The 24156-nt window shown below is 69.7% G+C and carries 21 protein-coding genes, 2 tRNA genes and 1 rRNA gene; 16 read left to right on the top strand and 8 right to left on the bottom strand.

Going from position 1 to position 24156, the window contains the following annotated elements; translation table 11 throughout:
• Window positions 1-44: 44 nt before the first annotated feature.
• From thiC to JGR68_RS12125, 3 genes are all read left to right on the top strand, one after another.
• Window positions 45-1964: a phosphomethylpyrimidine synthase ThiC gene (thiC, locus tag JGR68_RS12135; RefSeq protein ID WP_199362295.1), complete on the top strand. Its 1920-nt coding sequence runs from the start codon at window positions 45-47 to the stop codon at window positions 1962-1964.
• Between the two features lie 108 nt (window positions 1965-2072).
• The gene (locus tag JGR68_RS12130) at window positions 2073-2663 is read left to right on the top strand and encodes a DUF4136 domain-containing protein (RefSeq protein ID WP_199362294.1); all 591 of its coding nucleotides are present in this window, start codon (window positions 2073-2075) and stop codon (window positions 2661-2663) included.
• Between the two features lie 17 nt (window positions 2664-2680).
• The gene (locus JGR68_RS12125; protein ID WP_234446654.1) at window positions 2681-3427 is read left to right on the top strand and encodes an ion channel; all 747 of its coding nucleotides are present in this window, start codon (window positions 2681-2683) and stop codon (window positions 3425-3427) included.
• Here the strand turns inward: JGR68_RS12125 and ppa are convergent.
• Window positions 3409-3942, bottom strand: a complete 534-nt coding sequence (ppa, locus tag JGR68_RS12120) for an inorganic diphosphatase (protein WP_199362293.1) — start codon at window positions 3940-3942, stop codon at window positions 3409-3411. The two genes, JGR68_RS12125 and ppa, sit on opposite strands and share 19 nt — an antisense overlap.
• 209 nt (window positions 3943-4151) lie before the next feature.
• On the opposite strand from ppa, the gene JGR68_RS12115 reads away from it, so the two are divergent.
• Together JGR68_RS12115 and JGR68_RS12110 are read left to right on the top strand one after the other, a co-directional pair.
• Window positions 4152-5717 (top strand): M91 family zinc metallopeptidase, encoded by a 1566-nt coding sequence (locus JGR68_RS12115; RefSeq protein WP_199362292.1) that lies wholly within the window; start codon window positions 4152-4154, stop codon window positions 5715-5717.
• 199 nt (window positions 5718-5916) lie between these two features.
• The gene (locus JGR68_RS12110) at window positions 5917-6462 is read left to right on the top strand and encodes a hypothetical protein (RefSeq protein ID WP_200672692.1); all 546 of its coding nucleotides are present in this window, start codon (window positions 5917-5919) and stop codon (window positions 6460-6462) included.
• A gap of 112 nt (window positions 6463-6574) precedes the next feature.
• Here JGR68_RS12110 and JGR68_RS12105 read toward each other — a convergent pair whose 3' ends face one another.
• The gene (locus tag JGR68_RS12105; RefSeq protein ID WP_199362290.1) at window positions 6575-8605 is read right to left on the bottom strand and encodes a sodium-translocating pyrophosphatase; all 2031 of its coding nucleotides are present in this window, start codon (window positions 8603-8605) and stop codon (window positions 6575-6577) included.
• Window positions 8606-8819: 214 nt separating this feature from the next.
• On the opposite strand from JGR68_RS12105, the gene JGR68_RS12100 reads away from it, so the two are divergent.
• A complete protein-coding gene (locus JGR68_RS12100; protein ID WP_199362289.1) occupies window positions 8820-9329 on the top strand; it encodes a hypothetical protein in 510 nt (169 codons plus the stop codon).
• A gap of 15 nt (window positions 9330-9344) precedes the next feature.
• Here JGR68_RS12100 and JGR68_RS12095 read toward each other — a convergent pair whose 3' ends face one another.
• Window positions 9345-10601: a 6-phosphofructokinase gene (locus JGR68_RS12095; RefSeq protein ID WP_199362288.1), complete on the bottom strand. Its 1257-nt coding sequence runs from the start codon at window positions 10599-10601 to the stop codon at window positions 9345-9347.
• Window positions 10602-10738: 137 nt separating this feature from the next.
• Between JGR68_RS12095 and JGR68_RS12090 the strand changes: the two genes are divergently transcribed.
• From JGR68_RS12090 to JGR68_RS12080, 3 genes are all read left to right on the top strand, one after another.
• Window positions 10739-11305, top strand: a complete 567-nt coding sequence (locus tag JGR68_RS12090) for an adenylate kinase (RefSeq protein ID WP_199362287.1) — start codon at window positions 10739-10741, stop codon at window positions 11303-11305.
• Window positions 11302-12678, top strand: coding sequence for a UDP-N-acetylmuramate:L-alanyl-gamma-D-glutamyl-meso-diaminopimelate ligase (mpl, locus tag JGR68_RS12085; RefSeq protein ID WP_255531852.1), 1377 nt, complete (start codon window positions 11302-11304; stop codon window positions 12676-12678). The genes JGR68_RS12090 and mpl overlap by 4 nt, the downstream gene beginning before the upstream one ends.
• Before the next feature lie 92 nt (window positions 12679-12770).
• A complete protein-coding gene (locus tag JGR68_RS12080; RefSeq protein ID WP_234446511.1) occupies window positions 12771-13343 on the top strand; it encodes an LON peptidase substrate-binding domain-containing protein in 573 nt (190 codons plus the stop codon).
• Here JGR68_RS12080 and JGR68_RS12075 read toward each other — a convergent pair.
• Window positions 13340-15364, bottom strand: coding sequence for a bifunctional DedA family/phosphatase PAP2 family protein (locus JGR68_RS12075; protein ID WP_199362285.1), 2025 nt, complete (start codon window positions 15362-15364; stop codon window positions 13340-13342). The two genes, JGR68_RS12080 and JGR68_RS12075, sit on opposite strands and share 4 nt — an antisense overlap.
• A 27-nt stretch (window positions 15365-15391) precedes the next feature.
• Here JGR68_RS12075 and JGR68_RS12070 point away from each other — a divergent pair, with 27 nt between their 5' ends.
• Genes JGR68_RS12070 through JGR68_RS12060 form a run of 3 tightly spaced genes read left to right on the top strand, consistent with a single transcriptional unit; the run spans window position 15392 to window position 18157 of the window.
• The gene (locus JGR68_RS12070; RefSeq protein WP_199362284.1) at window positions 15392-16057 is read left to right on the top strand and encodes a serine/threonine protein kinase; all 666 of its coding nucleotides are present in this window, start codon (window positions 15392-15394) and stop codon (window positions 16055-16057) included.
• A gap of 59 nt (window positions 16058-16116) precedes the next feature.
• Complete coding sequence (locus JGR68_RS12065) at window positions 16117-16935, top strand: NAD(P)-dependent oxidoreductase (RefSeq protein ID WP_199362283.1); 819 nt, start codon at window positions 16117-16119, stop codon at window positions 16933-16935.
• Between the two features lies 1 nt (window position 16936).
• Window positions 16937-18157: an acetylornithine transaminase gene (locus JGR68_RS12060; protein WP_199362282.1), complete on the top strand. Its 1221-nt coding sequence runs from the start codon at window positions 16937-16939 to the stop codon at window positions 18155-18157.
• A gap of 8 nt (window positions 18158-18165) precedes the next feature.
• Here the strand turns inward: JGR68_RS12060 and JGR68_RS12055 are convergent, their stop codons facing one another.
• The 3 genes from JGR68_RS12055 to thiE form a co-directional block, all read right to left on the bottom strand.
• Window positions 18166-18780, bottom strand: a complete 615-nt coding sequence (locus tag JGR68_RS12055) for an HAD-IA family hydrolase (RefSeq protein WP_199362281.1) — start codon at window positions 18778-18780, stop codon at window positions 18166-18168.
• Window positions 18777-20069: a glutamate-1-semialdehyde 2,1-aminomutase gene (hemL, locus tag JGR68_RS12050; RefSeq protein ID WP_199362280.1), complete on the bottom strand. Its 1293-nt coding sequence runs from the start codon at window positions 20067-20069 to the stop codon at window positions 18777-18779. Before hemL ends, JGR68_RS12055 begins: the two co-directional genes overlap by 4 nt.
• A gap of 121 nt (window positions 20070-20190) precedes the next feature.
• Window positions 20191-20883, bottom strand: a complete 693-nt coding sequence (thiE, locus tag JGR68_RS12045; RefSeq protein WP_199362279.1) for a thiamine phosphate synthase — start codon at window positions 20881-20883, stop codon at window positions 20191-20193.
• A 79-nt stretch (window positions 20884-20962) separates the two neighbouring features.
• Between thiE and JGR68_RS12040 the strand changes: the two genes are divergently transcribed.
• Window positions 20963-21148 carry a rubredoxin gene (locus JGR68_RS12040; RefSeq protein ID WP_199362278.1) on the top strand — a complete coding sequence of 62 codons (186 nt, stop codon included), beginning with the start codon at window positions 20963-20965 and terminating at the stop codon, window positions 21146-21148.
• A 64-nt stretch (window positions 21149-21212) separates the two neighbouring features.
• Here JGR68_RS12040 and JGR68_RS12035 read toward each other — a convergent pair whose 3' ends face one another.
• Window positions 21213-21665 carry a DUF192 domain-containing protein gene (locus JGR68_RS12035; RefSeq protein WP_199362277.1) on the bottom strand — a complete coding sequence of 151 codons (453 nt, stop codon included), beginning with the start codon at window positions 21663-21665 and terminating at the stop codon, window positions 21213-21215.
• Between the two features lie 544 nt (window positions 21666-22209).
• Between JGR68_RS12035 and JGR68_RS12030 the strand changes: the two genes are divergently transcribed.
• From JGR68_RS12030 to JGR68_RS12020, 3 genes are all read left to right on the top strand, one after another.
• A 16S ribosomal RNA gene (locus JGR68_RS12030) occupies window positions 22210-23754 on the top strand.
• Between the two features lie 96 nt (window positions 23755-23850).
• Window positions 23851-23926 (top strand) — tRNA-Ala (locus tag JGR68_RS12025).
• A gap of 16 nt (window positions 23927-23942) precedes the next feature.
• Window positions 23943-24019 (top strand) — tRNA-Ile (locus tag JGR68_RS12020).
• Window positions 24020-24156 lie beyond the last annotated feature (137 nt).

The following is a 24156-nucleotide window of genomic DNA, read 5'->3' as shown; positions in this document are numbered from 1 at the left end:
CCGGCACGCGGGATCGTCCCGCAGCCACCGACAGGACGATGCCGATGAACGCAGTGCCCTCCCAGCTGCTGCAGCAGGCGCAGCAGCTTTCCGATTCCGTCACCCGGCCGATCCCGGGTTCACGCAAGGTCTTCGTCGAAGGCTCGCGTCCCGACCTGCGCGTGGCCATGCGCGAGATCGCGCAGACCAGGACCCCGACCCTGTTCGGCGGCGAGGACAATCCGCCGATTCCGGTCTACGACACCTCGGGCGCCTATACCGACCCCGGCGCGCGCATTGACCTGTCGGCGGGCCTGCCTGCGCTGCGCGCGCGCTGGATCGAGGAGCGTGGCGATACCCACGCCCTGGCGGAGCTGGGTTCCGAGTTCGGCCGCGCGCGCGAAGCCGATCCGAAGCTCGATGCGGTCCGGTTTCCGGCCCGCCCGCAGCCGCGGCGCGCGAACGCCGGCGCCAACGTCACCCAGATGCACTACGCCCGGCGCGGGATCGTCACGCCGGAGATGGAATACGTCGCCATCCGCGAGAACCAGCGCCTTGACCTGTTGGAACAGCTACAGCTGCGATCCGTGGAGGACATCGCGGCCATGGCCGCTCCTGCACTGTTTTCCCAGCATCCCGGGCAGTCGTTCGGCGCATCGATCCCGAAGCGCATCACACCGGAGTTCGTCCGCGACGAGATCGCCCGCGGCCGCGCCATCCTGCCCTGCAACATCAACCACCCCGAGAGCGAGCCGATGATCATCGGCCGCAACTTCCTCACCAAGATCAACGCCAACATCGGCAACAGCGCAGTGTCGTCGGGGATCGCCGAGGAGGTGGAGAAGCTGGTCTGGGCGATCCGCTGGGGCGCGGACAACGTGATGGACCTGTCCACCGGCAAGCACATCCACGAGACCCGCGAGTGGATCATCCGCAACTCGCCGGTGCCGATCGGCACCGTGCCGATCTACCAGGCGCTGGAGAAGGTCGACGGCCGCGCCGAGGAGCTGACCTGGGAGATCTTCCGCGACACGCTGGTCGAGCAGGCCGAGCAGGGCGTCGACTACTTCACCATCCACGCCGGCGTGCTGCTGCGCTACGTCCCGCTCACCGCGAAGCGCGTCACCGGCATCGTCAGCCGCGGCGGCTCGATCATGGCCAAGTGGTGCCTGGCGGACCACCGCGAGAGCTTCCTGTACGAGCACTTCGAGGACATCTGCGAGATCATGAAGGCCTACGACGTCGCCTTCTCGCTTGGCGACGGCCTGCGCCCGGGCTGCATCGCCGACGCCAACGACGCGGCCCAGTTCGGCGAGCTGGAGACGCTCGGTGAACTGACGAAGATCGCCTGGAAGCACGACGTCCAGACCATGATCGAAGGCCCCGGCCACGTGCCGATGCAGCTGATCAGGGAGAACATGGACAAGCAGCTGGTCGAATGCGGCGAGGCGCCGTTCTACACCCTCGGCCCGCTGACCACCGACATCGCGCCGGGCTACGACCACATCACCAGCGCCATCGGCGCGGCGATGATCGGCTGGTACGGCTGCGCGATGCTCTGCTACGTGACGCCCAAGGAACACCTGGGCCTGCCCAACCGCCAGGACGTGCGCGACGGGATCATGGCCTACCGCATCGCCGCCCACGCCGCCGACCTGGCCAAGGGACACCCGGGCGCGCAGGTGCGGGACAACGCACTGTCCAAGGCGCGCTTCGAGTTCCGCTGGGAAGACCAGTTCCACCTCGGCCTGGATCCGGAGAAGGCGAAGGAATTCCACGACGAGACCCTGCCGAAGGACGCGCACAAGCTCGCCCACTTCTGTTCGATGTGCGGGCCGCACTTCTGCAGCATGAAGATCACCCAGGACGTGCGCGACTATGCCGCCGGCCAGGAGGAGGCCAGGATCGCGGCGGTGGAGGCAGGCATGACCGAAAAGGCCGCCCAGTTCCGCGCCGAAGGCGCGGAGCTCTACCGACCAGGCTGAACGGAAGAAAACAGTCGACGGGGCGGGTCTGCCGGCCCCGTCGGGATCACGCGTTGCCGCGCGGGCGCGTGCTAGCGTCCCGCCAAACCAGGACCAGGGAGATCCGCCATGGCACGTGTTCCCCACCCATTCCGCTGGCTGCTGGCCGCGCTGCTGCTGGCGTTGCTCGCGGCCTGCGCCACCGGCCCGCGCATCAGCTCGGACTCCGATCCGCGCGCGGACTTCAGCGCGTATCGCACCTTCGCCTTCTATTCGCCTCTGGCGATCGAGCGCGAAGGCTACGCGAGCCTGGTCAGTGGCCGGATGAAGGCCGCCGCGCGAGCCGAGATGGAGGCGCGCGGCTATCGCTACAGCGAAACCGACCCCGACCTGTGGCTCAACATCAATGCCTACATGCAGCAGCGCACCGACGTCAGCACGATTCCCGACGTCGACTACGCCTACTACTACAGCTATCGCTATCGGGGCTACGTCGCGGTGCCGTTCTGGCACGACCGCACCACGGTGCATCGCTACACCGAGGGCACCATGAACGTCGACCTCGTGGACGCAAAGCGCAACGCCCTGGTGTGGGAAGGCATCGCGGTTGGCCGGGTCAAGCGCAACCAGGATGCGGCCGCCCGCGACGCCGCGATCGATGCCACCTTCCGCGACATCTTCGCCCAGTATCCCCACCGCGCCGGCGGGACGTCCTACTGACCACCTGAGGCGTGGGCCTGCTCCGCACTCCACTGCACTGGCCGGCGATCGCGGCCCGGCATCCGTCGGCCCTGCTGCTGGCGGTGCAGCTCGCCAGCCTGCTGGTTTACCCGCTGGTCGACGGGCAGGACAGCCGCGTGCTGTTCAGCGCCTTCACGCTTGTGGCCGTGCCGCTGGCGGTGTGGGTGGTGTCGCGCAGCCATGCGGCGAACGGGGTCGCCTGGGCCCTGGCCGTGCCGGCAATGCTGCTGGCCGTTGCGGCCATTGCACTCGGGATGCCGGCGCTGGTCGTGCTGTCAGCGGTGCTCGAATCGCTGCTGTACTTCTATGCCGCCGGCGCGCTGATCGTGTACATGCTCGAGGACCACACGGTGACCGTGGACGAGCTGTTCGCGGCGGCCGCGGCGTTCACCCTGCTGGCCTGGGGCTTCGCCTACGCCTTCCTGGTCTGCCAGGCGCTGGACCCGGGCAGCTTCGCCGGCATGGTCGAGCCGGAGCGCCCGCGACGCTGGCTCGAGCTGCTGTCCCTCAGCTTCTCCACTCTTTCGGGCACCGGCAACGGCGACGTGGTGCCGCTGGCGCCGTATGCGCGCGTGCTGGTGATGCTGGAGCAGTTCGCGGGCGTCGGCTATATCGCCGCGGTGGTGTCGCGGTTGATCGCGTTGAGCATCGTGCGCCAGCGCAGCGGCCGGCGCGCCCGCAAGCGGAGGCGCGCGGGGCGTGAGCCCGGCGCGCCCGCGGAGAATCAGCCGCCGGCCTTGTAGCGCTCGATCGCCTCGAGCAGCAGGGCCTTGGCTTCGGCGGCGTCGCCCCAGCCTTCCAGCTTGACCCACTTGCCCTTCTCGAGATCCTTGTAGTGCTCGAAGAAGTGGCCGATGCGCTCCAGCCAGTGGCCCGACACCTGGCCGATGTCGGTGATGTGCGCATAGCCGGCGAACACCTTCGGCTCCGGAACCGCCAGCAGCTTCTCGTCGCTGCCGGCCTCGTCGGTCATCTTCAGCACGCCGACCGGGCGGCAGCGGATCACCGAGCCCGGCACCAGGGGCAGCGGCAGGATCACCATCACGTCGGCCGGATCGCCATCGCCGCAGACGGTCTCCGGCACGTAGCCGTAGTTGCAGGGGTAGCGCATGGGCGTGGACAGCACGCGATCGACGAAGATCGCCCCGGACTCCTTGTCGACCTCGTACTTGACGGGTTCGGCGTCCTTGGGGATCTCGATGATGACGTTGATCTCGTCCGGCGGGTTCTTGCCGGTCTTCACATGGTCCAGGCCCATGGGTGCTCCAGTGGTGGGAAGGCGGCGCCGGTGATCGGTGCCGCTGGGGAAACCGCGCATTCTACGCCCCGCTGCTGCGACGCACCAAAGGCCGGCGGCCGGCCGATGAATGGCCAGGGGCGCACCCGAGGTGGGGTACGCCCCAGCTTGGTGACGCGGGAACGGCGGCTTAAACAGTACGCCACCGTATCCACAGCGAGTCCGGCCCCATGACCATCCAGTCCGCAAGCTTCGACCCCGGCGCCAGCGCCGCCGCCCAGCTGGAGCGCGCCGGCTACTGGAACAACCCCGAGGCGCCGGGCCGCAACCACGGACCGGACGGGCTCGGCAGCGATGCCTCCGCGCCGTCGGCCACCGCCGCGGGCGGCGTCGACGACGTCATCGGCCGGCAGGACGACGCGAGCGAAGGCCGCAGGATCGATGGGTCCGCGGAGAACGCCGGCCAACGCAGCCAGCGCAGCACCCCCGATGGCAAGCCGATCGTCGTCGATCCGCTGTTCTCCGGCACCGGTGTGGAGATCGCCCGCGAGCGCACCGTTGCCGACGGCAGCTACGTCAGCAGCGACCAGCTGGTGCTCACCACGGGTGCGCGCGACGACGTCATCGGTGTCCGACAGCGCGACGATGGCACGCTCGATGTCAACGTCAACGGGGAAAGCTACGAGGTCAGGCTGGGCGAGGGCCAGGAGCTCACCCTGCGCGCGGGTGCGGGCGACGACGTGATCGAAGTGGCCGCGAACGTGAAGGTGAACATCGTGGTCGAGGGCGGCGACGGCGACGACACCATCACCACAGGTGCCGGCGACGACCGCATCGACGGCGGAGCGGGCAACGACACGATTGCGTCCGGCGCGGGCCGCGACGATGTCTTCGGCAACACGGGCAACGACGCGATCACCGGCGGCGCGGGGGTGAACATCATCCACGGCGGCGACGGCGACGACGCGATCACCGCGGGCTCCGGCACCAACTTCATCGAGGCCGGTGCCGGTGATGACCTCATCCGGGGTGGGGGCACCAGCGACATCCTGTCCGGTGGCACCGGCAACGACCGCATCGTGGTCGGCAACGGCGACAGCCGCGTCTACGCCGGCGCGGGCAAGGACACGGTCGAGAATGCCGGCACCAGGGCCACCGTCTACGCCGAGGTCGGCGACCTGGTGAACGCGGCGGCCAACGCCAGGCCGACGGTGGTGAACGTGGTGATCGACGCCAGCGCCGGCCAGAGCATCCGGGTCGAGGGCTCGGAAGGCTTCGTGCAGCGCATCCAGGCCGAGCTCGACTTCCTGCGCGCCTCCCCCGTAGGCCAGCAGATGTTGGCCGAGTTCGACCGGGCCGCGGACGTGAAGGGCAACGTGGTCACGATCAAGGAACTGGCCAACGAGCAGAACGGTTACGCCCAGACCTTCAGCGGCGACGCCGACATCCGCAACGGCCGCGCCGGCGCCGGCGGCAACGTCGACATCAGCTACAACCCGTCTTTCCACATGGACGCCTTCCCCGCACCCGTGGTCGTGCTCTACCACGAGATGTCGCACGCCTACAACGGCGTGAACGGCAGCTTCCAGCCCGGGACCTACCGCGGCGAAGGCCCGGATTCGGGCCGGGTGCCCAATGCCGAGCGACAGGCCGTCGGCCTGGAGACCAGCGCGGCTCCCTTCGATTTCGACGGCAACCCCGCCACCCCCGCCACCACGACCAATCCCGACCACCTGACCGAGAACGGCCTGCGCGAGGAGCTGGGTCTTCCGGATCGCCCGAGCTACGCGCTCTGATCCCGGCTGCCCGGCCGTCCCTGGAGCCCGCGTTCACCGCGGGCTCCACGCGTTCCAGCCATCCTGTCCCCCGATCGTCCGCTGCCGAGTCATGCCCATGAGTTTGAACCCGCGCGCCGCCGCGATGCCGACCCTCTTGTCCGCGGCGCTGCTCGCTGCGCATGCTGCCGGCGCGCAGCCGCCAATGGAGTCCACGCCAATGCATGAGGAAGACCAGGTGGCCCGGACCACCGTCGAGGGCGACGGCGCGCGCCTCGAAGTCGCGTTCGACCCGGACGGCAGCGCGCTTGCCGTCCGCTACCGCATCCGCAATACCGGCACCGCCGAGCTGGCCGTGTTCGATCGCGGCGACCGGCATGCCGTACTGACCAAGCGCCTGGTCGCCGGCGAGGTGCCGCCGCCGCGCTTCGACGCCGGGCCGGACGGTTTGGTGCTGTCGCACGCGGCGCGCGGATTGCCGCGGCCCACGCCGACCGTGCCGCCGGTTCCCCTGGCTGCGCGCCTCTCCGCTGGCGAGGCCCTGGACGGCGCCTTCGCGTTCGACCTGTCGCTGGCGTCCACGGAAGGCCCGCGACGGGTGCGCTGGTGCCTGGGCGTGGCGCCGTTCGACGGCAACCAGTTCGACGCCGCGGAGTCCGCCGGCGAGGTCGCGGTGTGGACCGCACCGTTCGGGATGGCGCAGGCGCAGCAGCGGCTGTGCACGCCGTGGTTCGACCTGGACGCGGGCACGTTCGACGCGTCCTGACATCCGCGGCGGGCGGCGCGTGCCGACAGCCGCTCACGACGAAGGCGGCCTCGCGGCCGCCTTCGTCGTGACATCCCGGGGGGCTTCTGCAGCGGACGCCCCGGCCAGCCGACTAGAGCAGCGGCACCAGCAGCAGGGCCACGATGTTGGTCACCTTGATCAGCGGGTTGATCGCCGGTCCCGCGGTGTCCTTGTAGGGATCGCCCACGGTGTCGCCGGTGACCGCGGCCTTGTGCGCCTCAGACCCCTTGCCGCCGTGGTGGCCTTCCTCGATGTACTTCTTGGCGTTGTCCCAGGCGCCGCCGCCGGTGCACATCGAGATCGCCAGGAACAGGCCGGTCACGATCGTGCCCATCAGCAGGCCGCCCAGCGCATCCGCGCCCAGCGTCAGGCCCACGATCACCGGGATCCCCAGCGGCAGCAGCGAGGGCACGATCATTTCCTTGATCGCCGACTTCGTCAGCAGGTCGACCGCGCGGTCGTACTGCGGCTTGCCGGTGCCCTCCATGATGCCGGGGATCTCGCGGAACTGGCGGCGGACTTCCTCCACCACCGCGCCGGCCGCGCGGCCCACGGCCTGCATCGCCAGTGCGCCGAACAGGTAGGGAATCATGCCGCCGATCAGCAGGCCGATCACCACGTTCGGGTTGTCGATGGAGAAGTTGACGGCGGTGCCCGAGGTTTCCAGCTTGTGCGCGTAATCGGCGAACAGCACCAGCGCCGCAAGCCCCGCCGAACCGATCGCATAGCCCTTGGTGACCGCCTTGGTGGTATTGCCCACGGCGTCCAGCGCGTCGGTGGTTTCGCGGATCTCCGGCGGCAGCCCGCTCATCTCGGCGATGCCGCCGGCGTTGTCGGTGATCGGGCCATAGGCATCGAGCGCGACGATCATGCCGGCCATCGACAGCATCGCCGTGGCCGCGATCGCCAGGCCGTACAGGCCAGCCACCGCATAGCAGGCCCAGATCGCCGCGGCGACCACGATCACCGGCGCCGCGGTCGACTTCATCGACACCGCCAGCCCCGCGATCACGTTGGTGCCGTGGCCGGTCTCGGAGGCCTTCGCCACCTGCTGCACCGGCGCGTATTCGGTGGCGGTGTAGTACTCGGTGATCACCACCAGCAGCCCGGTCAGCACCAGGCCGACGATGGCGCACCAGAACAGCGGCATGCCGACCTCGGCGCCGAACATGCTGTCGGTGACGAACCAGAACGCGATCGCCGCCAGCACGCCGGAGACGGTGAGCCCGCGGTACAGCGCGTTCATGATCTTGCCGCCCGGGCGTGCCTTGACGAAGAAGGTGCCGATGATCGACGCCACGATCGAGACCGCGCCCAGCACCAGCGGATAGACCACGCCGGTCCAGCCGTAGGTGGCGAAGAAGATGCCCGCCACCAGCATCGAGGCGATGATGGTGACCGCGTACGTCTCGAACAGGTCGGCGGCCATGCCGGCGCAGTCGCCGACGTTGTCGCCGACGTTGTCGGCGATCACCGCCGGGTTGCGCGGGTCGTCCTCGGGGATGCCGGCCTCGACCTTGCCCACGAGGTCGGCGCCGACGTCGGCGCCCTTGGTGAAGATGCCGCCACCCAGGCGCGCGAAGATCGAGATCAGCGAGGAGCCAAAGGCCAGGCCGATCATCGGCTGCAGTGCCGCCTCGACGGCCAGCGCGTCGCGCCCCTCGCCGATGACGAACATGAAGTAGCCGGCCACGCCCAGCAGGCCCAGGCCGACCACCAGCAGGCCGGTGACCGCACCGCCGCGGAAGCTGACCGCCAGCGCCTCGTTGAGTCCGACGGTGGCCGCTTGCGTGGTGCGCACGTTGGCGCGCACCGAGACGAACATGCCGATGAAACCGGCGAGTCCCGACAGCAGCGCGCCGATGGCGAAGCCGATCGCCGTGGACCAGCCCAGCGCCGGCACCAGGCCGATCACCAGGAACAGCACCACGCCCACGATCGCGATGGTGGTGTACTGCCGCCGCAGGTAGGCGCTGGCGCCTTCCTGGATCGCGGCCGCGATTTGCTGCATGCGCGCGTTGCCCGCGGGCTGCGCCAGGATCCAGCGTGCCGAAAAGATGCCGTAGATGATCGCCAGGCCGGCGCACGCCAGCGCCAGCCACAAGCCTTGTTGCTCGAGCATTGAAACCCTCCCCAGGGTGTGGACGGAAACATCTGTTGGAGCTCGTCGCGTTGGAGCTGGAACCGGCCGACTATGGCACAGGCCCCCATCCCGGTATTGCCGCGCTGCAGCGCATCAGACCGGCTGGTCCAAGGGGCTGGCGGACAGGGCGTGGAGGCCTGATTCAGGCCGGGCGTGCCAGCCTGCGCCGCACCCCACCCGTGGAGTCCATGCGATGCGCCCTGCCGTCCTGATCCTGCTCGCGCTCGCCGCCGCGGCGCCCGCCATGGCCGCCGATCCCAGGCCCGAAATCACCCGCGATGCCGTGCAGCCACAGGCCGTCGGCGTTGTCCACACGCTGCGCCAGATCCCCGAGGCCTGTGCGCGCATCGAGGGTGCCTTCACGGGCGACGCGGCCAAGCCCTACCGCTTCGCCGTGGTGCGCACCAGCCCGAACTGCCAGCCGCGCGCGCGCTTCGTCGACGCCGCCAAGGCGCGCCCGTCGGTTTCCGCTGGCTGGGTGTTCAACGACCTCCTGCGCGTGCCGAATGCCGCCTGCCCTTCGCAGCAGGCGGTGGTCCGGGTCTGGCGCAAGCCGGTCGACCAGACCATGAAGCTCGACGGCCAGGGCCAGTCGCGGATCTACGTCGAGGAATCGAAGCAGGCCGCCGCCGGCGGCAAGCTCGCCGCCATTCCGATGTTCGCCGCCGAGATGGGCGTGGAAGGGGATGCGTGTGGGTCGTGAGCCCGGTGTTTCGGCTCAGCCCTCCCAGGCCGGCAGCTTCTTCGCCACCATCACGTTCTTCAGCGCCACGTACTTCGGCAGGCCGTCGCGCCCGTAGGGCGGATACGCCTCGCCGCGGATCAGCGGCTCCAGGTAGGCGCGCGCCGCCGCGGTGATGCCGTAGCCGTCGCGGCGGATGAAGCCCTTGGGCATGGTCTTTTCGCGGTTGGCGATCCGGTTGAGCGGTGCCGGCTCGATCTTCCAGCGATAGGGCGCGTCCGAGGTGCGGATGATCGCCGGCATGGTCGCGTTGCGGCCCTCCAGCGCGTAGCGCACCGCGGCCTTGCCCACGGCCATCGCCTGGTCGAGATCGGTCTTCGATGCGATGTGGCGGGCCGAGCGCTGCAGGTAGTCGGGCAGGGTCCAGTGCACCTTGAGCCCCAGGGCGTCCTTCACCCGTCCGGCAAGGTGCGAGGCCACGCCGCCCAGCTGGGTGTGGCCGAAGGAGTCCTTGCCGCCGCCGGCGTCGGCGACGAAGCGGCCGTCCGCGGTGCGGATGCCCTCGCTGGCGACCACGACGCAATAGCCCACGCGATCCACCACCTTCTGCACGCGCGCGAGGAAGTCGGCCTCGTCGTAGGCCCGCTCGGGGAACAGGATCAGGTGCGGCGCGGCGTCGGGACCGTCTCCGGCCAGGCCCGCCGCGGCGGCCAGCCAGCCGGCGTGGCGGCCCATGGCCTCGTAGACGAAGACCTTGGTCGAGGTGTCCGCCATGGCGGCGACGTCCAGCGCGGCCTCGCGCACCGAGACCGCGGTGTACTTGGCCGCGGAGCCGAAGCCCGGGCAGCAGTCGGTGACCACCAAGTCGTTGTCGACGGTCTTGGGCACGCCGATGCAGGTCAGCGGATAGTCGAACTCCGCCGCCAGCTGCGAGACCTTGTTGGCGGTGTCGGCCGAATCGTTGCCGCCGTTGTAGAGGAACCAGCGCACGTCGTGGGCGCGCAGCACGTCGAGAAGGCGCTCGTACTTCGCACGGTCCTCCTCCAGCGACTTCAGCTTGTAGCGGCACGAGCCGAAGGCGCCGCCCGGCGTGTGTGCCAGGGCCCGCACGGTGGCGGCCGATTCCTTCGAGGTATCGAACAGCTCCTCGCGCAGCGCGCCGAGGATGCCGTTGCGGCCGGCGAGTACGCGGACCTTGCGCGCCCGGGCCTCGGTGAGGACCGCCGAAGCGGTGGCATTGATGACGGCGGTGACGCCGCCGGACTGGGCATAGAACAGGCTACCTTGGGGCATCTCGGGTCCGGGCAAGTGGTTTCGAAGCTGGGGGTTTCGAAGCAGGGGGGCGATGGGTAAGCTGGCACGGTGAAGGCCGCAGGCGGGGGATTCTACGCTCCGCCCGGTCCACGTCCTGCGATCAATTGGAGCGTTCGATGCGACTGGTACTGCTTGGTGCGCCGGGGTCCGGCAAGGGGACGCAGGCCACGCGCCTGAAGGAGCACCTGCAGGTGCCGCACGTGTCGACCGGCGACCTGCTGCGGGCCGAGGTCAAGGCGGGCAGCCCGCTCGGCGTGCAGGCGAAGGAAGTCATGGCGCGCGGCGAACTGGTTTCCGACGCGATCCTGCTCGGCATGCTCGAGGACCGCTTCTCGCGCGAGGACGTGGCCAACGGCTTCATCCTCGACGGCTATCCGCGCAACCTGGCCCAGGCGGCGGCGCTCGACGCCCTGCTGCAGCGCATCGGCCAGCCGATGGACATGGCGATCCAGCTCGAGGTCGACAACGAACTGCTGATCGACCGCCTGGCGGGGCGCGCGCAGGCCGAAGGCCGCGCCGACGACAACCCGGAGTCGGTGCGCAAGCGCCTGCAGGTCTATGACGACCAGACCGCGCCCGTCATCGGCTACTACCGCGAGGCCGGCAGGCTCGGGGTGGTCGACGGGGTCGGCAGCCTCGACGAGGTCTTCGGCCGCATCCTGGCCGCCTTCGAACGGCAGTGAAGCTCCACATCCTCGGGATCGCCGGCACCTTCATGGGCGGGGTGGCGGCGCTGGCGCGCGAGCTCGGCCACGCGGTCGAGGGCAGCGACCAGGCGGTGTATCCGCCGATGTCGACCCAGCTCGAACGGCTCGGCATCGATCTCCGCCAGGGCTACGACCCGGCGCACATCTCGCCCGGCTGCGACCAGGTGGTGATCGGCAACGCGCTGTCGCGCGGCAACGCCGCGGTCGAGCACGTGCTCGACCATGGCCCGGCCTGGACCTCGGGCGCGGAATGGCTGCGCGAGAACGTGCTGCCGGGCCGCGACACGATCGCGGTCGCCGGGACCCACGGCAAGACCACCACCACCACCATCCTGGCCTGGCTGCTCGAGGCCGCGGGCCGCGGCCCGGGCTTCCTGATCGGCGGCGTGGCCGAGGACTTCGGCGTCTCCGCGCGCGTCGGCCAGGGCCGCGAGTTCGTGGTCGAGGCCGACGAGTACGACACCGCGTTCTTCGACAAGCGCTCGAAGTTCGTGCACTACCGGCCGCTGGTCGCGGTACTCAACAACCTCGAGTTCGACCACGCCGACATCTTCCCGGACCTGGCCGCGATCCAGCGCCAGTTCCACCACTTCATCCGCACCGTGCCGCGCCGCGGCCGGCTGGTGGTCAACGGCGAGGACGCGCACCTGGCCGAGGTGCTGGCCATGGGCTGCTGGACGCCGGTGGTGCGCTTCGGCATCGACGCCGGGCCGGGCGCGCCGTTCGACTGGCAGGCGCGGCTGCTGGCCGACGACGGCAGCGCCTTCGAGGTGCTGAAGGCGGGGCAGGCGCTGGGCGAGGTGCGCTGGCCGCTCCTCGGGCGCCACAACGTGATGAACGCGCTGGGCGCGCTCGCCGCCTGCGATGCGGTCGGCGTGGATGTGGCCTCGGTCCTGCCGGCGCTGTCGGCCTTCCGCAGCGTCAAGCGGCGCATGGAACTGCTGGGCGAGGCGGGCGGCATCAGCGTCTACGACGACTTCGCCCACCACCCGACCGCGATCGCGACCACGCTGGAAGGCCTGCGCGCCAGGATCGGCGCAAGCGGCCGCATCGTGGTGGCGATGGAGCCGCGCAGCAATTCGATGCGTCTGGGCGCGCATGCCGCGGCGCTCGCGCCGTCGCTTGCGCTGGCCGACGCGGTGGTCTTCCTGCATCGCCCGGCGCTGGAGTGGGATGCCGGCGCCGTGGTCGGCGCGCTCCGTGGCGAAGGCGTGGCGGCGCCGGACGCCGATGCGTTGCTGGCACGCCTGCACGCGATGGCGCGCGCCGGCGACCATGTGGTGTTCATGTCCAACGGCGGATTCGACGGCGCTCCGCGGCGCTTCCTGGCCATGCTGCGCGGCGACTGAGCCGCCGCGCGCCGGTGGGGCGCCCGCGGGCCGCCGCCGACGGTGGCTTCGCCTCCGCCTCGCCTTGACACCCGATGGTTAGACTGTCGGTGATGTCAGAGACCCCGATGCTCCCGCTGTTTCCACTGCAGGCCGTGCTGGTCCCCGGCGCGGTCATGGGCCTGCGCGTGTTCGAGCCGCGCTACCTGGACATGGTCGGCGAATGCGGCCGCAGCGGCCGTGGTTTCGGCATCTGCCTGATCACGGAGGGCGAGGAGGTCGGCGGGCCGGCCGTCCCTTCCGAGTACGGCACCGAAGCGGTCATCGAGGACTTCGGCACCGATGACGACGGCCTGCTCACCCTGCGCGTGCGCGGCGCACGGCGCTTCCGCGTGCTGCGCAGCGCGGTGCGCGAAAACGGCCTGGTCGAGGCCGGGGTCGAGTGGCTCGGGGACGCGCCGGCGACGCGCCTGCGCCCGCAGCACGCGCTGCTGGGCACGCTCCTCGAGCGCATCTTCGACCAGGTCGGGCGCCCGCCCGGCGCCGAGGGCAGCGTCGAGGATGCGGTCTGGGTCGGCTGGCGCCTGCTCGAGATGCTGCCGATGCCGGAAGAGAGCCGAGCCGCCATGCTCGGCGTCGACGATCCACATGCGCGCCTCGACGGACTGCTCGAGCTGATCGGCTAGCGCGCGGTCCCGGGAATGCGCGGCGTCCGCAGGCGCAACACGGGCTCGCCGGACGCCGGATGCGGGTCCTCGCGCTGCTCCAGTCCCGCCAGGTCCTCGCGCAGCAGGGCGTACGCGCCGCTGGCATCCGCCTCCGGCGACCACAGTCCGAACAGGTCGAACGGCCGCGCGTGTGTCAGCGTCTGCGCGGTGCCGATCCACAGCAGTCCGCCGTCGCGCGGCTGGCGCGGCGCGCGCCACAGGCGCAGCACGATGATGCGCCCGTCCTCGAGCGTTCGGCGCATCAGCAGCGCTTCGGCGCTGGCGCCGAGCGTGGCCGGCAGCACCTTCTGCTGCAGCGCGGAGATGTCGTCGTCGAGCAGCAGCAGGGTGTCCCGCCAGTCGGCCTGCGGCTGGGTGGTCCAGCCACGGGATGCCAGGTGCCGTTCGATCGGCGCCAGCGGCCCTGCCACCTGGACGTCCAGCGGCCAGCGCCGGCTGGCGTCGCGCTCGTTGCGCTGCCAGGGCAGCTCCGCCCAGCCATCCTGCCACCAGGTGTCGATGTCGATGTTGGCCGGCGGCGGCGTGGGCGCGAAGCGCTCGAGCAGGGGATCCACGGCGCGTGGCGCATGCCACAGCGCCGCCACCATGAACGCCCCGTAGAACAGCGCCGCCAGCGGCCGCATCCAGAACGAGCGCGCGACGTGGCGGCGGTAGGCGATGCCCAGGGCCAGCAGCCAGGCGACGCCCAGCAGCATGCCGCCGACCAGGTCGGTCAGCCAGTGCGCGCCCAGGTACAGCCGCGCGAAGCCGAGGATGGCGACCACGGCGCCCGACACCAGGTAGGGCCAGACGCGCTGGCGCCCCGGCAGTTCGCGCGCGATCAGCACGGCGAAGAAGCCGAAGGTGATCGTGGTCATGGTCAGCCCGACCGCCGGGAAGCCGAAGCCGCTCAGCGCGGTCGGCGGACGCGGCATGTCGATCGCCGCCTCCAGCGCCGCGGTCAGCACCAGGCCGAAGGCCAGCGCCGCGAGCCAGTGCGCCGCCGCCATCCAGCGCCGCCGCCACAGCAGCCACAGCGTGGACAGCGCGATCGGCAGCGCCAGCACCACCGGGTCGCCGATCGAGGCCAGCGCCGCCATCAGCCGGTCGGCGAGCGGGTTGCGCAGCGCGTACATCGCCTCGTGGATGCGCAGGTCGAGTGCCAGCGGCCCGCCGCGCGCCAGCATCGTCGCCAGCAGGGTGAACCAGGCCACGCCGATCGCCAGCAGGCAGGCCGCCAGCAGCGCCAGCGAGGCCGACTCCGGGCGGTTGGGGGAAATCAGCGCGGCGCCGTAGCGGCCCAGGCGCGGGTGGTCGCGGGTCCAGCGCAGGGCGCGGGCGAGCAGGGCGTCGGCATGGTTGGCGAACCAGCGGTAGGTGTAGAGCACCAGCGCCCAGGCCAGCGCGATGGCGGCCAGCAGCGCCCCGACCACCAGGGCCAGGCGGTCGGCCACCGCGGCCACGGCCTCGTAGGCTTCGCCGAACATCCAGCCCGGGGCGAGGAACAGCACGGCCCAGGTGACCGCGGCGATCAGGCTTGCCGGCAGGTAGCGCCGCAGCGGCATCCGCGACATGCCGGCGATCGCCGGCACGAAGGGGCGCACCGGGCCGACGTAGCGCGCGATGAAGATGCCCTTGGTCTCGTTGCGCCGGAACAGCAGTTCGGCCCGCTCGAGCAGCTGCGGATACTTGCTGAACGGCCAGGTCGCGCGCAGCTGCGGTCCCCAGCGATGGCCGATCCAGTAGCTGCTGGCGTCGCCCAGGAAGGCGCCGGCGGCGGCGCAGGCGACGGCGTACGGCCCCGAGATCTCGCCCAGCCCGATCAGCACCCCGATCGCGAACAGCATCGGCAGCGCGGGCACGATGGCGCCGAGGATGATCACGGCGTCGCAGAAGGCGATGAGGAATACGGCCACGCCGGCGGCCACGGGATGGGCGCCGATCCAGGCAACGAGGCTGTCGAACCAGGCACTCACCGCCGCGATTATGGCAGCCGCCATCGCGCTTGCGCCGCCTACAATGCCGGCATGGATCACGAGGGTTCAGTCGAAGTCGCGGCGCTGAAGGCGGACAGCTTCGGACGCATCGCGCTGATGCGCGACGGCGGCGGCCTGTGTTTCGTGCGCCGCGACCTGCGCCACGTGCCGGCCTGGCTGCGCCTGCCGGCGTGGTGGCTGGCGCGACGCGAGGCGCGTGGACTGCAGGCCGTGGCCGGGATGGCCGACGTGCCGCAGCTGCTGCGCTGGGACGGGCGCGTGCTCGACCGCAGCTACATGGCCGGCCATGCGATGTACCAGCGACCGCCGCACGGGGACCTCGACTACTTCCGGCGTGCGCGGCGGCTGCTGCAGCAGCTGCACCGGCACGGCGTGGCCCACAACGACCTCGCCAAGGAAGCCAACTGGCTGGTGCTGGAGGATGGCCGGCCCGCGCTGATCGACTTCCAGCTGGCGGTGCGCGGCCGGCCGCGGTCGCGCTGGATGCGCCTGCTGGCACGCGAGGACCTGCGCCACCTGCTCAAGCACAAGCGGACCTACTGTCCCGGGTCGATCACCCCGGTCGAGCGGCGGGTGCTGAAGCGCACCTCGTGGCTGCGCGACGCCTGGTTTGCCACCGGAAAGCCGGTCTACCGGGTGGTGACGCGGCGCATCCTCAAATGGGAAGACAACGAGGGGCAGGGACCGAAGCCCTGAGCGTGCCCTATCATCGGGCCGTCGCGGCCACGGCCGCTCCTGCAGTGGATGTGTTCCGAATGGCCACCCTCGCCGGCAAGACCCTTTTCATCACCGGTGCCTCGCGCGGCATCGGGCTCGCGATCGCGCTGCGCGCCGCGCGCGACGGCGCCAACGTCGCCATCGCCGCCAAGTCCGACGTGCCCAATCCGAGCCTGCCGGGCACCATCCACAGCGCCGCCCAGGCCGTCACCGAAGCCGGCGGCCAGGGCCTGGCGCTGAAGTGCGACATCCGCGAGGAGGACCAGGTGCGCGCGGCAGTGGCGGCCACGGTCGACACGTTCGGCGGCATCGACATCCTGGTCAACAACGCCAGCGCGATCTGGCTGCGCGGCACGCTGGACACGCCGATGAAGCGCTTCGACCTGATGCAGCAGGTCAACTCGCGCGGCAGCTTCCTGTGCGCGCAGGCCTGTCTGCCCTACCTGCTGGAGGCCCCCAACCCGCACATCCTGACGTTGGCGCCGCCGCCGTCGCTCGACCCGAAGTGGTGGGGACCGCACACCGGCTACACGCTGGCGAAGATGGGCATGAGCTTCGTGACCCTGGGCCTGGCCGCGGAGTTCGGGCCGAAGGGCGTGGCGGTGAACGCGCTGTGGCCGCGCACCATCATCGCGACGGACGCGCTGAACATGATTCCCGGCGTCGAGCCCGGCAACGGACGCCGCCCGGAGATCATGGCCGACGCCGCGCATGCCGTCCTGGTGCGCGAGGCGAAGGGATTCAGCGGCCGCTTCCTGATCGACGACGAGGTGCTGGCGGAGGCCGGCATCACCGACATGGACCCGTACGCCGTGGACCCTGCCGGCCGGCTGCTGCCGGACCTGTTCCTGGACTGACATGGCGTCCGTCCACGACCTGCTGGCCATCGGCCGCGACCATTATCTGCCGGTCTACCGCCAGCGGGCGCTGGTGCTCGAGCGCGGGCAGGGCGCCCGGGTCTGGGACAGCGAGGGCCGCGACTACATCGACTTCTCCGCCGGCATCGCGGTCTGCAGCCTGGGGCACGGCGATCCCGACCTGGTCGCGGCCCTGGTCGAGCAGGCCGGCCGGCTCTGGCACACCAGCAACGTCTTCCACAGCGAGCCGCCGCTGCGGCTGGCGCAGGAGCTGGTGGACGCCTCGCGCTTCGCCGAACGGGTGTTCCTGTGCAACTCCGGCACCGAGGCCAACGAGGCCGCGATCAAGCTGGTGCGCAAGTGGGCCACCGCCCAGGGCCGCGAGCCCGCGCGGCGGGTGATCGTCACCTTCCGCGGCAGCTTCCACGGCCGCACCCTGGCCGCGGTCACCGCGACCGCGCAGCCGAAATACCAGGCCGGCTACGAGCCGCTGCCCGGTGGCTTCCGCCATGTCGACTTCAACGACGTGGACGTGCTGGAGGCCGCGATGGCCGGCGGCGACGTGGCCGCGGTCATGCTCGAACCGATCCAGGGCGAGGGAGGCGTGCTGCCGGCCGCGCCGGGTTTCCTGCAGGCGGTGCGCGCGCTGTGCGATCGCCACGGCGCGCTGCTGGTGCTGGACGAGATCCAGAGCGGCATGGGACGCACCGGACAGCTGTTCGCGCACTGGCACGACGGCGTGGTTCCGGACGTGGTGACCCTGGCCAAGGCCCTGGGTGGCGGATTTCCGATCGGCGCGATGCTGGTGGGGCCGAAGGCGGCGGATGCCATGCAGTTCGGCGACCACGGCACGACCTTCGGCGGCAACCCGCTCGCGGCGGCGGTGGCGCGCGTGGCGCTGCGCAAGCTGGCGTCGCCGGCGATCATCGCCAACGTGGCGCGCCAGGAAGCCGCGCTGCGCGCCGGCCTGGAGGCGATCAACGCCGAGCTCGGCCTGTTCTCCGGCGTGCGCGGCCGGGGACTGATGCTGGGCGCGGTCCTGGCGCCCGCGCATGCGGGGCGCGCCGGCGACATCCTCGACCTGGCCGCGGCGGAAGGGCTGCTGATGCTGCAGGCGGGTCCGGACGTGCTGCGCTTCGTGCCGGCACTGAGCATCAGCGACGAAGAGCTGGCGGAAGGCCTCGCGCGGCTGCGCACGGCGCTTGCATCGATGGCGCGCTGAGCCGCGGCTCAGGCCAAGCGGTAGCGGACCAGGACGCGACGCAGCGCGCGCGCGTCGCCTGCGGTGTCGGCATGCAGCCCGGCCTTGCGCGCGCCCTGCACGTTGGCGAACGTGTCGTCGATGAACAGCGTGCTGCGGGCGTCCCAGCCGAGCAGGCCAAGCGCGCGCTCGAAGACGCGCGGATCGGGTTTGCGCATGCCCAGGGTGCCGCTGACCAGGACCGTATCCACGAGCCGCGCCGACAGCGGCGCGACGATGCGCGGGATCAGGTCCTGCATCAGCGCGCCGTTGTTGGTCAGCACGCCCAGCGCGACGGACGCGTCGACCGCGTCGAGGCAGGCCAGCGCCTGCGCATCGGCCACGGTGCCGGCGAGCCGCGCGGCGGCCCACGCCTCGTGGTCCACGCGGCAGGCCAGCGCGCCGCCGAGCCGTTCAAGGTAGCCGCCGGTGTCGACCCGCCCGCTGTCGTATTCCGCTTCCAGCCCGGAGGCGAACAGCGCCGCGTCCACGCGTGCCGGCTCGCAGCCGGCGTGCGTGGCCAGGTACGCCAGGCGCCGCCGGTGGTCGTAGCGTGCGAGCACGCCGTCGAAATCGAGCAGCAGCTGGCGGATGCGCGGCTTCACCCCGCGGCGACCACCCGGAACGCGTCTCGCGCGGCGACCAGCGTCGCCTCCACCACGTCCCCGGTGTGGGCGCTGGAGACGAAGCCGGCTTCGTACGCCGATGGCGCCAGGAACACGCCGCGCTCCAGCATCGCGTGGAAGAAGCGGTTGAACGCCGCGGTGTCGCAGGCGGTGGCGTCGGCGTAGGTGTCGACCTTCCGGTCGGTGAAGAACAGACCGAACATCGCGCCGACGCGGTTGGTGGTCAGCGGCACGCCGGCCGCCCGGGCGGCGTCCTCGAAGCCGTCGCAGAGCAGGTTGGTCGTCTGTTCCAGCCGGTCGTGGAAGCCGGGTTCCTGGACCAGTTCCAGCATCGCCAGCCCCGCGGCCATGGCCACCGGATTGCCGCTGAGCGTGCCGGCCTGGTAGATCGGGCCGGCGGGTGCGATCTGCTCCAGCAGGTCGCGGCGGCCACCATAGGCGCCGACCGGCATGCCGCCGCCGATGATCTTGCCGAAGGTGGTGAGGTCGGGCACGACGCCATAGCGCGCCTGCGCCCCGCCCAGCGCGACCCGGAAGCCGGTCATCACCTCGTCGAAGATCAGCAGCGCGCCGTGCTTCGTGCACAGCTCGCGCAGATGCTGCAGGTAGCCCTCGCGCGGAGGCAGGCAGTTGGCGTTGCCGACGACGGGCTCGATGATCACCGCCGCGATCTCGCCGCCGATGTCGTCGAACAGCTGCGTCGCACCGTCGAAATCGTTGTAGCTGATGGTCGTGGTGAGTTCGCTGAGGCCGGCCGGCACGCCGGGCGAGGTCGGAACGCCCAGGGTCAGCATGCCGCTGCCGGCCTTGACCAGGAACGAGTCGCCATGGCCGTGGTAGCAGCCCTCGAACTTGACGATGCGCTGGCGGCCGGTGGCGCCGCGCGCGAGGCGGATCGCCGACAGCGTGGCCTCGGTGCCCGAGTTGACCATGCGCACCATCTCGCAGGACGGCACCAGGCGGGTGAGGGTCTCGGCCATCGTGACCTCGGCGGCGCAGGGCGCGCCGTACGACAGCCCGCGGCCGATCGCGTCCGCCACCGCGTCGCGCACGCGGGGATGGTTGTGGCCGACGATCATCGGTCCCCAGGACCCGACGTAGTCGACGTAGCGGTTGCCGTCGACGTCATGCAGGTACGCGCCGTCGGCACGTTCGACGAAGAACGGTTCCCCGCCCACCGACTTGAACGCGCGCACCGGTGAATTGACGCCGCCGGGGATCAGCGTCGTGGCGCGGGCGAAAAGGGCCTCGGAGTGTTCGTGTTTCATCGGGCTGGATCCTCGGGTCGGCGGGCGACCGGTTTCATGGGTGTGGGGAGCGCGGGGCGCGGCTGGCGTCGTGCGGCTTTCCGCTGTCGGTGGTCCGCAGCCGCGTGTCGCGAGGCGGCGGTCAGGCGGTGGGTGCGGAGCCGTCCGACGTGTCCGGCGACCGGCCCGGGACTTCGTCGAAGGCCCGGAGGTAGGCGCGTGCTGCCTGGACCGGATCCGGCGCGTCGAACACGCCGCTGATCACTGCCACGAGGTCGGCGCCGGCCTCGACCACGCGTGGTGCATTGTCCGGCGTGATGCCACCGATGGCCACCACCGGCAGGCCGAGGGCGCGTGCGTCGTGCAGCAGGGCGGGTGCCGCGCGGCGCGCCTGTGGCTTGGTCGGGGATGGGAAGCAGGCGCCGAACGCGACATAGCTGGCGCCTGCCGCGGCGGCGGACTGCGCCAGCTCCAGGCTGTCGTAGCAGGAGGCTCCCAGGATCGCCCGGGCCCCCAGGACGGCACGCGCCATGGCCAGGTCGCCGTCACGCTCGCCCAGGTGGGCGCCATCGGTGCCGTGGCTGGCGGCCAGGCGCCAGTCGTCGTTCACCAGCAGGGGCACGCCATGTGCCCTGCACAGCGGCAGCAGCGCGGCCACCTGTGCATCCGCCAGCGCCGCGTCCGCGCGCTTGTTGCGGTACTGGAGCAGCGATGCATGGTCGATCACCGCGGCCACGCGGTCGAGCAGGCGCGGCGTATCGCATTCGTCCGGCGTCAGCAGGTAGAGCCCGCGCCGGATGCGGCGCGGCGACTCGGCGGCGGCATGTTCGCCCATGGCGTGAGTGTCCTGTTGCCGGAGGGGATGTGAGAATGGCCACCCGCGTCGCGTACGCAGCTGCCACAGCCATTATCCGATGAACGACTCCACCACCGCCCTCCGCACCTGGATGTGCGTCGTCTGCGGTTTCATCTACGACGAAGCCCTCGGGCTGCCCGAAGAGGGCATCGCCCCGGGCACGCGCTGGGAGGACGTCCCGGACACCTGGACCTGTCCCGACTGCGGCGTGACCAAGGATGACTTCGAGATGATGGTGGTCTGAGCGCCCCGGGCGCTGCCGGCAGTCCCGGCGCGCCCGGTCCCGCGGTTTCGGGTTGGCCTGGCGGTCAGCGCTGCGCGGCGATTGCCGGGGCCAGCTCCATGACCGTCCCGTCGCGCAGCCCCAGCCGCCGCGCTTCCCCTGCATTCAGCTCCAGGACGTACAGCGCCGGTGCATTGCTGGGGTAGGGCGGGCAGCGGTCGCCGGCCGAGCACGGCGGCACGTCGCGCTGCTGCGACACGAGCCGCAGCGACCCGTCGAAGTACAGGATGTCGAGCGGAATCCGCGTGTTCTTCATCCAGTAGGCCTGTCGCTCCTCCTGGTCGTGGATGAACAGCATGCCGTGTCCGTCCGCGAGCGCATCGCGGAACATCAGCCCGCGCGCCCTCGAGGCGTTGTCGTTGGCGACTTCCACGGTGAAGCGCTCGCCGCCCACCTCGACCCAGGGCTCGTCGCCTGCGCATGCGGTCGCCAGCGCGCTCGCGCACAGCAGAGTGAGGTAGAGGCCAAGTGCACGCATGGCGGTTCCCGCAGGGGTGGAGACGGCCACACTCGGGGAGGCGCGCGGTCGGGTCAAGGGGTCCGCGTCAAGCCCCTTCCCGGATCCTCCGCGGACAGGCACAATGCGCGCCCCGCATGACATGGCCGGCGACGCGCCACGGCATGCGGGGTCGAAGAAGATCCTTCACAGGGTGTTGACGTTCTTCGAAACCGCGCTAATATGTGCGGCTCCCCGGCGGACACGGCCAACACGGCGCGGCGGCGGGGGAGGCGGAAGTTTCCACCCACAGGGTGTTGACGGACGCGAAAGTCGCGCTACAATGTGCGGCTCACCCCGGCGGAAACGGCGGGGCTGAAGGAAGGAGGCGCTGAGGCCACTTCCGAAGATCTTTGACAGTGTGCGCAGGTGACTTGTGCGGGCGTCTGGCCGGTGGATGGTTGTCCATCTTGCAGACGTTCGTACCAAGAGCAACAACGATTCAAATGCATGCAAATGCAAGCGGGTAATTGGAGCTCGGGACGACGACTGCACTCAAGAGTTTGGACTTCGGTCCATGCAATTTTAAGTGAAGAGTTTGATCCTGGCTCAGAGTGAACGCTGGCGGCAGGCCTAACACATGCAAGTCGAACGGCAGCACAGGAGAGCTTGCTCTCTGGGTGGCGAGTGGCGGACGGGTGAGGAACACATCGGAATCTGCCTATTTGTGGGGGATAACCTCGGGAAACCGGGACTAATACCGCATACGACCTACGGGTGAAAGCCGGGGACCTTCGGGCCTGGCGCAGATAGATGAGCCGATGTCGGATTAGCTAGTTGGCGGGGTAAAGGCCCACCAAGGCGACGATCCGTAGCTGGTCTGAGAGGATGATCAGCCACACTGGAACTGAGACACGGTCCAGACTCCTACGGGAGGCAGCAGTGGGGAATATTGGACAATGGGCGAAAGCCTGATCCAGCCATGCCGCGTGAGTGAAGAAGGCCTTCGGGTTGTAAAGCTCTTTTGTTGGGAAAGAAAAGCAGCTGGTTAATACCCGGTTGTTCTGACGGTACCCAAAGAATAAGCACCGGCTAACTTCGTGCCAGCAGCCGCGGTAATACGAAGGGTGCAAGCGTTACTCGGAATTACTGGGCGTAAAGCGTGCGTAGGTGGTTTGTTAAGTCTGATGTGAAAGCCCTGGGCTCAACCTGGGAATTGCACTGGATACTGGCGAGCTAGAGTGCGGGAGAGGATGGCGGAATTCCTGGTGTAGCAGTGAAATGCGTAGATATCAGGAGGAACATCCGTGGCGAAGGCGGCCATCTGGACCAGCACTGACACTGAGGCACGAAAGCGTGGGGAGCAAACAGGATTAGATACCCTGGTAGTCCACGCCCTAAACGATGCGAACTGGATGTTGGGGACAATTGAGTCTTCAGTATCGAAGCTAACGCGTTAAGTTCGCCGCCTGGGGAGTACGGTCGCAAGACTGAAACTCAAAGGAATTGACGGGGGCCCGCACAAGCGGTGGAGTATGTGGTTTAATTCGATGCAACGCGAAGAACCTTACCTGGCCTTGACATGTCGCGAACTTTCCAGAGATGGATTGGTGCCTTCGGGAACGCGAACACAGGTGCTGCATGGCTGTCGTCAGCTCGTGTCGTGAGATGTTGGGTTAAGTCCCGCAACGAGCGCAACCCTTGTCCTTAGTTGCCAGCACGTAATGGTGGGAACTCTAAGGAGACCGCCGGTGACAAACCGGAGGAAGGTGGGGATGACGTCAAGTCATCATGGCCCTTACGGCCAGGGCTACACACGTACTACAATGGGAAGGACAGAGGGCTGCGAACCCGCGAGGGCAAGCCAATCCCAGAAACCTTCTCTCAGTCCGGATCGGAGTCTGCAACTCGACTCCGTGAAGTCGGAATCGCTAGTAATCGCAGATCAGCATTGCTGCGGTGAATACGTTCCCGGGCCTTGTACACACCGCCCGTCACACCATGGGAGTCTGTTGCACCAGAAGCAGGTAGCTTAACCTTCGGGAGGGCGCTTGCCACGGTGTGGCCGATGACTGGGGTGAAGTCGTAACAAGGTAGCCGTATCGGAAGGTGCGGCTGGATCACCTCCTTTAGAGACTAAAGACAGCTAATTGCCTGTCAGGCGTCCGCACAAGTGACCTGCATCCAGGAGTTCCACGGCGCAAGCCGGGGGACCGACCCCGTTTTTGGGGCCTTAGCTCAGCTGGGAGAGCACCTGCTTTGCAAGCAGGGGGTCGTCGGTTCGATCCCGACAGGCTCCACCACGCTGGGGAAGACATTGGGTCTGTAGCTCAGGTGGTTAGAGCGCACCCCTGATAAGGGTGAGGCCGGTGGTTCGAGTCCTCCCAGACCCACCATTCCTGGATGATCTGCGCACACACATCAAGATTTGAAGCGGGGCGGCATTGTGGCTGGCCCGTGTTCTTTGAAAACCAGGGACGTAGCGAGCGTTTGAGACGAATATCCAGACGTGTCGTAGAGGCTAAGGCGGGGC

The sequence above is a fragment of the Luteimonas sp. MC1750 genome (assembly GCF_016615955.1).
GTDB lineage: Bacteria > Pseudomonadota > Gammaproteobacteria > Xanthomonadales > Xanthomonadaceae > Luteimonas.
The sequence above is the reverse complement of the archived record's forward strand: the minus strand, read 5'-3'. Positions and strand labels throughout refer to the sequence as shown.

Excerpts from the sequence above, each read along its gene's own strand:
- JGR68_RS12090 (WP_199362287.1), top strand. The coding sequence starts at position 10,739 with ATGCGACTGGTACTGCTTGGTGCGCCGGGGTCCGGCAAGGGGACGCAG.
- JGR68_RS12080 (WP_234446511.1), top strand. The coding sequence starts at position 12,771 with ATGTCAGAGACCCCGATGCTCCCGCTGTTTCCACTGCAGGCCGTGCTG.
- JGR68_RS12040 (WP_199362278.1), top strand. The coding sequence starts at position 20,963 with ATGAACGACTCCACCACCGCCCTCCGCACCTGGATGTGCGTCGTCTGC.
- ppa (WP_199362293.1), bottom strand. The coding sequence starts at position 3,942 with ATGGGCCTGGACCATGTGAAGACCGGCAAGAACCCGCCGGACGAGATC.
- JGR68_RS12110 (WP_200672692.1), top strand. The coding sequence starts at position 5,917 with ATGCATGAGGAAGACCAGGTGGCCCGGACCACCGTCGAGGGCGACGGC.
- JGR68_RS12100 (WP_199362289.1), top strand. The coding sequence starts at position 8,820 with ATGCGCCCTGCCGTCCTGATCCTGCTCGCGCTCGCCGCCGCGGCGCCC.
- thiE (WP_199362279.1), bottom strand. The coding sequence starts at position 20,883 with ATGGGCGAACATGCCGCCGCCGAGTCGCCGCGCCGCATCCGGCGCGGG.
- JGR68_RS12060 (WP_199362282.1), top strand. The coding sequence starts at position 16,937 with ATGGCGTCCGTCCACGACCTGCTGGCCATCGGCCGCGACCATTATCTG.
- JGR68_RS12065 (WP_199362283.1), top strand. The coding sequence starts at position 16,117 with ATGGCCACCCTCGCCGGCAAGACCCTTTTCATCACCGGTGCCTCGCGC.
- hemL (WP_199362280.1), bottom strand. The coding sequence starts at position 20,069 with ATGAAACACGAACACTCCGAGGCCCTTTTCGCCCGCGCCACGACGCTG.
- JGR68_RS12075 (WP_199362285.1), bottom strand. The coding sequence starts at position 15,364 with ATGGCGGCTGCCATAATCGCGGCGGTGAGTGCCTGGTTCGACAGCCTC.
- JGR68_RS12105 (WP_199362290.1), bottom strand. The coding sequence starts at position 8,605 with ATGCTCGAGCAACAAGGCTTGTGGCTGGCGCTGGCGTGCGCCGGCCTG.
- JGR68_RS12115 (WP_199362292.1), top strand. The coding sequence starts at position 4,152 with ATGACCATCCAGTCCGCAAGCTTCGACCCCGGCGCCAGCGCCGCCGCC.
- JGR68_RS12035 (WP_199362277.1), bottom strand. The coding sequence starts at position 21,665 with ATGCGTGCACTTGGCCTCTACCTCACTCTGCTGTGCGCGAGCGCGCTG.
- JGR68_RS12130 (WP_199362294.1), top strand. The coding sequence starts at position 2,073 with ATGGCACGTGTTCCCCACCCATTCCGCTGGCTGCTGGCCGCGCTGCTG.
- thiC (WP_199362295.1), top strand. The coding sequence starts at position 45 with ATGAACGCAGTGCCCTCCCAGCTGCTGCAGCAGGCGCAGCAGCTTTCC.
- JGR68_RS12095 (WP_199362288.1), bottom strand. The coding sequence starts at position 10,601 with ATGCCCCAAGGTAGCCTGTTCTATGCCCAGTCCGGCGGCGTCACCGCC.
- JGR68_RS12070 (WP_199362284.1), top strand. The coding sequence starts at position 15,392 with ATGGATCACGAGGGTTCAGTCGAAGTCGCGGCGCTGAAGGCGGACAGC.